This is a genomic window from Candidatus Binatia bacterium, assembly GCA_036382395.1.
Taxonomy (GTDB): domain Bacteria; phylum Desulfobacterota; class Binatia; order HRBIN30; family HRBIN30; genus JAGDMS01.
This window is the reverse complement of record DASVHW010000338.1, coordinates 1-7,328: the sequence shown is the minus strand read 5'-3', so window position 1 is coordinate 7,328 and position 7,328 is coordinate 1. Positions and strand designations below refer to the sequence as shown.

Genomic DNA, 7,328 nt, shown 5'->3' with positions numbered 1-7,328 from the left:
TGGCCCGCTTCGTCGAGAACGGCGTGCACCGTTGACCCGACGGCGCGTACGTCCCCCTCGGGTCCGGCGACCTCGTAGTTGATTTGCAGGCGCGCCCGCCTGACGTCCGTCACTCCGGCACGAATGATCAGCTCTTCGTCGTACCGCACCGGCTTGAGATAGCGGCACGTCGCTTCGATGACGGCCAGATAGAGACCGCGCGCAATGTATTCCGGAAACGGATGACCGAGCCGGCGGAAGAGCTCGGCGCGCCCGATCTCGAACAGACGGAAATAGCTGCCGTAGTACATGATCCGCATCGGATCACAGTCGGCGAAGATGACGCGGTATCGGGCCACCTCGATCAAGTTGGCGTCAGACATCGGCTGCTACCTATGCGGCAACGGACGGCGGCGCAAGAGCACAGAGGGGCGCAACCGTGCCCATGCCTGCCTGCTTGCGGGACCCCGGTGACCATGCGAAGCACTCGCACTGATGATCATCATCGTACACGGCTACGACGGTTCGGGGCCGGGGCACTGGCAGCGCTGGCTCGAGGAGGAACTGCGGCAGCGCGGAGTGCCTGTTGTCTTTCCTGATCTTCCGGCACCGGCGGCACCACAGAAGGACCAGTGGGTGGCCACGCTCGCCGATGTCGCTTCCGCCGCAGCCGGTGCACCGATCACCTTCGTTTGTCACTCGCTGGGCTGCTGGGCCGTGGACCATCTGTTCACTGAGCGTGGCCTTTTCGGGGCACAGGCCGCACTCCTCGCCGCACCCCCATCGCCCTACTTGCTCTTCGGGCCGGTCGACAGTTTCCTTCCCCCGCCGTGCCGGCGAGAGGTGTGGGCACCGCTTGCCGCCCGCACCCTTCTGGTCGGCGGCGACAATGACGAACTCTCCACGTCCGAGGAATTGGAAGATATCGCGCATAAGCTCGGGGTGGGCACCCGCATCATCCCCGGTGCCGGGCACATCAACCTCGCCTCCGGCCACGGCCCGTGGCTGTTTGCGCTGGAGTGGCTCGAAGCCGTGGGTGCGATCTGAGGCGTTCTATTTCATCAGCTTACGGGCGGCGGCGTGCACGGCGGCGGCATCCAGGCCGTGAATGCGCAGCAGCTCCGGATACGGCTCGACTTCCGTGCAGAACACGTCGCGGATGCCGACTCGGGCCAGGCGTCCGACGCCGAGCTCCGCGATGACCTCGGCGACGGCGCCGCCCAATCCTCCGATGATGGAGTGCTCTTCCACGGTGACGATGCGGCCGGTCCCTCTCGCCGCGCGCTCGACGGCGGCGTGGTCCAGCGGCTTCAGCGTGTGCATGTTGAGCACGGCGGCGGAGACGCCGTCGGCTTTCAACGTGTCGCTGGCGGCCAGCGCCGTGCTCACGCAACCGCCGGTGGCGATGATCGTCACGTCTCCGCCAGGGCGCAGGCTGACCGCCTGGCCGATCTGGAACTCGGCATCATATCCGTCGATCGGCGTGAGAAAGCCCAAGCGCATATACACCGGCCCGTTCACCGCGGCCGCGGCGCGCACGGCGCGCAGGCATTCGTTCGGGTCAGCCGGCGACAGCACGGTCATGCCCGGTATCGACCGCATCAAGGCGATGTCTTCCATGGCGTGGTGGGTCGCGCCCCACGGTCCGGCCTCGAGGCCGGCGAACGGCGCAAGGATCTTCACGTTGTTACGGTTGTAGGCGCAGTCGTCGCGGATCTGCTCGAACCCGCGCATGCTGACGAAGGGCGCCATGGCCACCACGAACGGAAGCTTGCCGGCATGCGCCAAACCCGCCGCCACGCCGATCAGGTTTTGCTCCGTGATGCCGACGTCGACGTAGCGATCGGGAAAGCGCGCCGCGAAAGACGCCATGCTAAGGTCTTGCGTCAGCAGCACGAGATCGGGATTCTGTTCCGCCAGCTCGCCCAGTAATTCGGCGGCGGAAAGGGCTGCGAAGTAGCCGCTCATGAGTTCACCTCCAACGCCGCGAGCGTGCTCTGCACCTCTTCGTCGCTCAGCATCGTGTAGTGCGCCCGGGAGGTTCCCTCGACGCCGGGCACTCCCTTTCCCTTTACCGTGTGGGCAATGAGTACGCTCGGACCGCGGGCTGCCGGGAAGGCCGCAAGCGCACCGAGAATCGCCGCCATGTCGTGTCCATTGATCTCCGTGACGTTCCAGCGGAAGGCCCGCCATTTTTCGGCCAACGGTTCGAGCGGCATGACCTCAGCGACCGGACCACCGGCCTGGAAGCCGTTGTGGTCGACGATCGCCAGCAGATTTTCGAGGCCGAAGCGGGGGGCGCAGAGCGCGGCTTCCCACACCGAGCCTTCCTGCAACTCGCCATCGCCCAGCAGCACCACGGTGCGCGAGCCGGAGCGGTTCAGCTGCTCGGCCAGCGCCATGCCGACGCCAACCGAAAGGGCGTGGCCCAATGAGCCGGTGGCAAACTCGACGCCGGGCGCTTTGTGCGTCGGGTGGCCTCCCAGACGACTGCCCGACTGGCCGGAGAGCGGCAATTCCGCCGCCTTGATTTTGCCCAGCTCCACCATGCAAGCGTGCAGCGCGCTGACGGCGTGCCCTTTGCTCAGTAAGAAATGATCGGGGCGGCCGCCGCGGGGCACGCGCCCCGTTTCCTCGACGCGCAGAAAATCGAAGAAGAGTGCGGCCATGATGTCGGCGCAGGACATGGCGCCTCCGAGGTGGGCCATATATGCCCCGGCGACGGCTACGATGTGCCGGCGCAGGTTTTTGGCGCGACGTTGGAGGGCTTCAAGGGTTGCAGGATCGCTCACAGATGTCTCCTTTCGTTGATTCTCGGGGCTCGATTCCCGCTCATCAACTGTCCTTCGGCGTGAATTTGATCAGGACACGGCTGCCGTCTTTGAGCCCGCTGCGGAATTTCTCCTCGAATTTGGGCCAGCCGTCAGGGTACTTCTTGGCGTAGGTGTCGAACAGCGTCGGATAGACATCCGGCTCGTTCACCAGGGCTCCGGTAGCCATGAACGACGGGCCGTCGGGCTTGCCGACTGCAATTTTGGCCTGGGCTCGTCCGGCCTTGATCCGGCGCACGCGCCAGGCGGTGGGTGGCGAGGCCACGTAAACGGCTCCATTATGGTACAAGAACCATATCTCTGCAGGTTTGCCGAAGCTGCCGTCCTTCCGCGTCGTGGCGATGTACACGTACTTGCTGGTGGCGAGATCGGCTTTTACCGCGGCGGACAGGTCCGCTTGCACCCGTGTTCCAAGCAACGCCGCCGCTAGCATCACAGCGGCGAGGGCGGCGTGCATTCTCACTCTCTGCATAAGTATTCCTCCCCGTCGGAGCGTTTCTGCTTTTAGTGGATGTACGGACGCAGTCAAGAGCCGGCGTGGGCCGTCGGCGGGGGCGCCTTAGCCCCGCTGGCGGCGGCACAAGCGATGAATGAGATCGTGGAGCACGCCGTAATCCAAGGACCGGAACTGCACATGGAGAAAGGGACGCGCTGCGGCCTCCGTCTCCTTGCCATCCGATTCGTACGCCGGGATGATGATGACCGCCGCCGCCGGATACTTGCGATGTAGCGCGTCAGCCAAGGCGAGGCGGTCGGCGCTCGCTACGGAGAAGTCCAGGACGGCGGCGGTGATCTCCCCCAAGGTCGCGAGCGGCGGCACCTCGCTGACCGTCGCGTACTCACGCACCTCGTGTCCGTCGTCGCGCAAGTTCTCGGCAAGCCCGTTGCGAAAACACTCGTCGGTATCGACGATGAGGACGCGAATGTCCTTACATGCCGCCCTCGTGAAGCGGAAGGTCAACGTGGAAGATCGTGCCGTGTGGCTGTCTAGCGACAAACGCAATGCTGCCTCCTGGGCCAGCACTATCTCTAGCAATGGTAAGGCCGAGGCCTGAGCCGTGCGCTTTCGTGGTCTCGAACAGGTGCAAGACGTCCTCCGTTTCCGGAATTCTGGGATCGGCACCCGCAATCGAGATACGCACGTTGGTGGGCGTGAGAACACCGACCTTGATGATCATTTGTCCAGAGCCTGGCTCAATGGGCTTCCACTGCATTCTTCACCAAATTATCGAAGGCGCGGCGCAGCTGGCGTCGGCCCCGTCCGCAGGCGCGGCCGGCGCGACTGCCCGCTGGCAATGGTTCTCTATTGAGAATCCGGTCTGCAGGCCGGCAAGCGATCCATGAGTGCCGTCAGGGGTTGCGCGGCACGGTCCTTCTCCGACAAGAGCGGGGCGGACACCGGCCAGCCAATCCCGAGGTCGGGGTCGTTCCACAGCACTCGGATCTCGTCTGCCGGGTCATAAAAGTCGGTGCACTTGTATTCGAACTCCGCCCAGTCGCTGGTGACGCAGAAACCATGGGCAAAGTTCGGCGGGATGTAGCACTGGCGAAAGTTTTCGGCGGAGAGATTGACGCCGATCCAGCGGCCGAACGTTGGCGACCCGCGACGGATATCGACGACGACATCGAAGATCTCGCCCTGGAGAACGCGCACCAGCTTGCCCTGTGGGTGGCGACGCTGCGCGTGCAACCCGCGGAGCGTTCCCCGGACCGAGCGCGAATGATTATCCTGAACGAAGGTCGCCGGAATGCCGCCCTCGGCGTATTTTCGCGTGTGGTAGGTTTCCAGGAAAAAACCGCGGCCGTCCCGGTGGACATCCGGTTCAATCACGATGACCCCCGGCAACTCCGTCTCGACGAATTTCATTTCGTTACGACTCCTCGTCGAGAATTCTGAGTAAGTACTGTCCGTACGCGCTGCGCTCCATCGCGCGTGCGAGCCGGGTCAGATCTGCCGCCGTAATGTACCCCATGCGGAAGGCAATCTCTTCTATGCATGCCACCTTCAGCCCTTGGCGCTCCTCGATCGCCTGCACGAAATTCGACGCCTGCAACAGCGCCTCATGCGTCCCGGTATCGAGCCAGGCGATGCCGCGGCCGAGCTTTTCGACGTGGAGCCTGCCCGCGCGCAGGTAGGCCAGGTTGATGTCGGTGATCTCCAGCTCTCCCCGTGCGGATGGCGTCAGTGCCTGGGCGATGTCGACCACCTGGTGGTCGTAAAAGTATAAGCCGGTGACGGCATAGGAAGAACGCGGCTTGGCCGGCTTTTCTTCCAAATGGACTGCCCGTCCCTGCGCGTCGAACTGGACCACGCCGTAACGCTCCGGGTCCCGTACGCGATAGGCGAACACCGTCGCCCCAACCACGCGAGTGGTTGCCGCGCGTAGGGACTCGGGAAACCCTTGTCCGTAGAAGATATTGTCACCCAGAGCCAGGGCGACGCCCCCCCTGGCGATGAACTCTGCGCCGATCAGAAACGCCTGGGCGATCCCCTCGGGCCGTGGTTGTACCGCATACTGAATGCGCAGGCCCACCTCGCCGCCATCTGCCAGCAGGCGCTTGAACGCGTCCTGCTCATGGGGCGTAGTGATCACCAGGATGTCCCGGATGCCCGCGAGCATCAGCGTGGACAGCGGATAGTACACCAGCGGTTTATCGAAGATGGGGACGAGCTGCTTGCTCACCGCGCGTGTGAGCGGGTGCAGGCGCGTACCGGAACCTCCGGCCAAAAGGATTCCTTTCATCGGTTCGTTACCTCCGACCTCCGGGTGCAGCACACGACGATTCGACGCTGCCAGCAGACGTGAGGAAGTACAAGGATCCCGCAGATGCTTGTTTTTCGCAACCATCAAGATAGTCTCCCGCGCGGCATGAGTCCGGCTTCCGCACCAATGGCCCAGAACCGCTTCGCGTCAGAGGACGTCGAGGTCGATGTGGTAGTCGTCGGCTTCGGCGCGGCGGGAAGCTGCGCCGCCATCGAAGCGAGGAGCCAGGGCGCCGAAGTGCTCGTGATCGACCGTTTTCGAGGGGGAGGTGCGACCGCCCGCAGCGGCGGCGTGGTGTACTTCGGGGGCGGCTCCGCACAGCAGAAAGCCGCCGGCTATGTCGATGATCCCGAGCAGATGTTTCGGTATCTGGCGCTCGAGGTCAGGGATGCGGTGGACGAGGTCACGCTTCGACGCTTCTGTCAGGAGAGCCTCGCCACCCTGTCATGGCTCGAAAATCTGGGCGTCGCCTTTCCCCCGAGCCGTACCGCACCCGCCAAGACGTCCTATCCAATGGATGACTGCACGCTCTACTTCTCGGGCAACGAGCTGGCGTATCCCTACAGCAGTGCGGCGCGACCGGCGCCACGGGGACACCGCGTCCCGGGCGCAGGGCTCACCGGACCCGTGTTGTTTACACATCTTCGGCGGGCTACAGAGCGGAGCGGCGCGCAGCTGCGGTATTGCAGTCGAGCGCTGCGACTCCTGACCGACACGGCAGGGCGGGTGTGCGGCGTCGAAATCGTCTCGCTGCCGGAAGCCTCATTCGGGGCGCGGTGGCACAGCTTGCTGTTCCATCTCGCGGCGGTCGGAGCCATTGTGAACCGCCGCATGATCCAGGCTAGCCAGCGGGCACTAGCCCGCCTCGAGGCGAGGCTCGGCCGGCGGTGGAACGTCAAGGCCCGCAGCGGCGTCATCCTCTGCGCCGGCGGCTTCGCCTTCAATCCAGAGATGATGAAGGAGTACGCTCCTGGTTTCGTCAAGTCCATGCCGCTAGGAACCGTGGGTGACGACGGGGGCGGCATCTTGCTGGGCCAGAGCGTGGGTGGCGCGGTGGGGCAGATGGACCGCTGCGCGGCGTGGCGCTTCATCAATCCGCCCGAGGCTTTCACCTACGGGATCCTCGTCGATGCCCAGGGGCAGCGGATCTGTAACGAAGAACTCTACGGAGCGACGCTGGGGGAACGGATCGCACAGCGTGCTGGTGGCCACGCCTTCCTCGTGATCGACGCGGAGATGGCGGCGAAGGCCCGCGAGCAGATCCGCCGCCAGCAAGGGGCGGGGTTCCAAAAGGTCAGCGCGTTCATCAATCTCTTCCTCAACCGCAAGAAGGCAATGACGCTCGACGATCTCGCCGCGCGCTGCGGAATGCCTGGGGACGCACTTGCCGGAACCGTCGAGGCCTACAACAGCGTGGCGCTGCAAGGCGGCCCGGATGCTTTCGGAAAGGCGGCGGCGCTATGCCGGCCGATCCGCACGCCTCCCTTTTATGCCATCAACTGCGATCTGGCGAATTCCAAGTTCCTGACGCCGTGCCTCACGCTCGGCGGTTTGCGGGTGGACGGCTTCTCGGGCCAGGTCCTCCGGCAAGATGGGTCGCCGATTGCAGGTCTGTACGCCGCGGGGCGGGACGCCGTCGGCGTCGCATCCCACTCGTACATCAGTGGCCTATCGATTGCCGACTGCATCTTCTCCGGTCGCAACGCCGGCCGCCACGCGGCAACAGCAAGAGCGACGAGCTGAAGCAGTTTCA

The 7,328-nt window shown here is 64.5% G+C and carries 9 protein-coding genes; 2 read left to right on the top strand and 7 right to left on the bottom strand.

The features are described 5' to 3' along the window. The coding region (locus VF515_16270) for an acyl-CoA thioesterase (protein ID HEX7409186.1) at positions 1–362 on the bottom strand (362 nt) is incomplete at its 3' end. A 112-nt stretch (positions 363–474) separates the two neighbouring features. Between VF515_16270 and VF515_16265 the strand changes: the two genes are divergently transcribed. Beyond that, positions 475–1,026, top strand: coding sequence for an alpha/beta fold hydrolase (locus VF515_16265; protein ID HEX7409185.1), 552 nt, complete (start codon positions 475–477; stop codon positions 1,024–1,026). Positions 1,027–1,032: 6 nt separating this feature from the next. Here VF515_16265 and VF515_16260 read toward each other — a convergent pair whose 3' ends face one another. The 6 genes from VF515_16260 to rfbA all read right to left on the bottom strand — a co-directional run bounded on the left by VF515_16260 (position 1,033) and on the right by rfbA (position 5,554). Further along, entirely contained in the window at positions 1,033–1,947 is a 915-nt protein-coding gene (locus tag VF515_16260) for a transketolase C-terminal domain-containing protein (protein HEX7409184.1), read from the bottom strand. Beyond that, positions 1,944–2,771, bottom strand: coding sequence for a transketolase (locus VF515_16255; GenBank protein ID HEX7409183.1), 828 nt, complete (start codon positions 2,769–2,771; stop codon positions 1,944–1,946). Before VF515_16255 ends, VF515_16260 begins: the two co-directional genes overlap by 4 nt. 43 nt (positions 2,772–2,814) lie before the next feature. Next, positions 2,815–3,282: a hypothetical protein gene (locus tag VF515_16250; protein ID HEX7409182.1), complete on the bottom strand. Its 468-nt coding sequence runs from the start codon at positions 3,280–3,282 to the stop codon at positions 2,815–2,817. 87 nt (positions 3,283–3,369) lie between these two features. After that, a complete protein-coding gene (locus VF515_16245) occupies positions 3,370–3,813 on the bottom strand; it encodes a hypothetical protein (protein HEX7409181.1) in 444 nt (147 codons plus the stop codon). 300 nt (positions 3,814–4,113) lie between these two features. Then, on the bottom strand, positions 4,114–4,677 hold the full coding sequence (rfbC, locus tag VF515_16240; GenBank protein HEX7409180.1) for a dTDP-4-dehydrorhamnose 3,5-epimerase: 564 nt from the start codon (positions 4,675–4,677) through the stop codon (positions 4,114–4,116). A gap of 4 nt (positions 4,678–4,681) precedes the next feature. Next, entirely contained in the window at positions 4,682–5,554 is an 873-nt protein-coding gene (gene rfbA, locus VF515_16235; GenBank protein ID HEX7409179.1) for a glucose-1-phosphate thymidylyltransferase RfbA, read from the bottom strand. A gap of 84 nt (positions 5,555–5,638) precedes the next feature. On the opposite strand from rfbA, the gene VF515_16230 reads away from it, so the two are divergent. Continuing rightward, positions 5,639–7,318 carry an FAD-binding protein gene (locus VF515_16230; GenBank protein ID HEX7409178.1) on the top strand — a complete coding sequence of 560 codons (1,680 nt, stop codon included), beginning with the start codon at positions 5,639–5,641 and terminating at the stop codon, positions 7,316–7,318. Positions 7,319–7,328: the final 10 nt, after the last annotated feature.

Bases quoted from the DNA above. Each gene is read 5' to 3' on its own strand.
- VF515_16230 (HEX7409178.1), top strand. From the start codon at position 5,639: ATGCTTGTTTTTCGCAACCATCAAGATAGTCTCCCGCGCGGCATGAGT.
- VF515_16260 (HEX7409184.1), bottom strand. From the start codon at position 1,947: ATGAGCGGCTACTTCGCAGCCCTTTCCGCCGCCGAATTACTGGGCGAG.
- rfbC (HEX7409180.1), bottom strand. From the start codon at position 4,677: ATGAAATTCGTCGAGACGGAGTTGCCGGGGGTCATCGTGATTGAACCG.
- rfbA (HEX7409179.1), bottom strand. From the start codon at position 5,554: ATGAAAGGAATCCTTTTGGCCGGAGGTTCCGGTACGCGCCTGCACCCG.
- VF515_16265 (HEX7409185.1), top strand. From the start codon at position 475: ATGATCATCATCGTACACGGCTACGACGGTTCGGGGCCGGGGCACTGG.
- VF515_16250 (HEX7409182.1), bottom strand. From the start codon at position 3,282: ATGCAGAGAGTGAGAATGCACGCCGCCCTCGCCGCTGTGATGCTAGCG.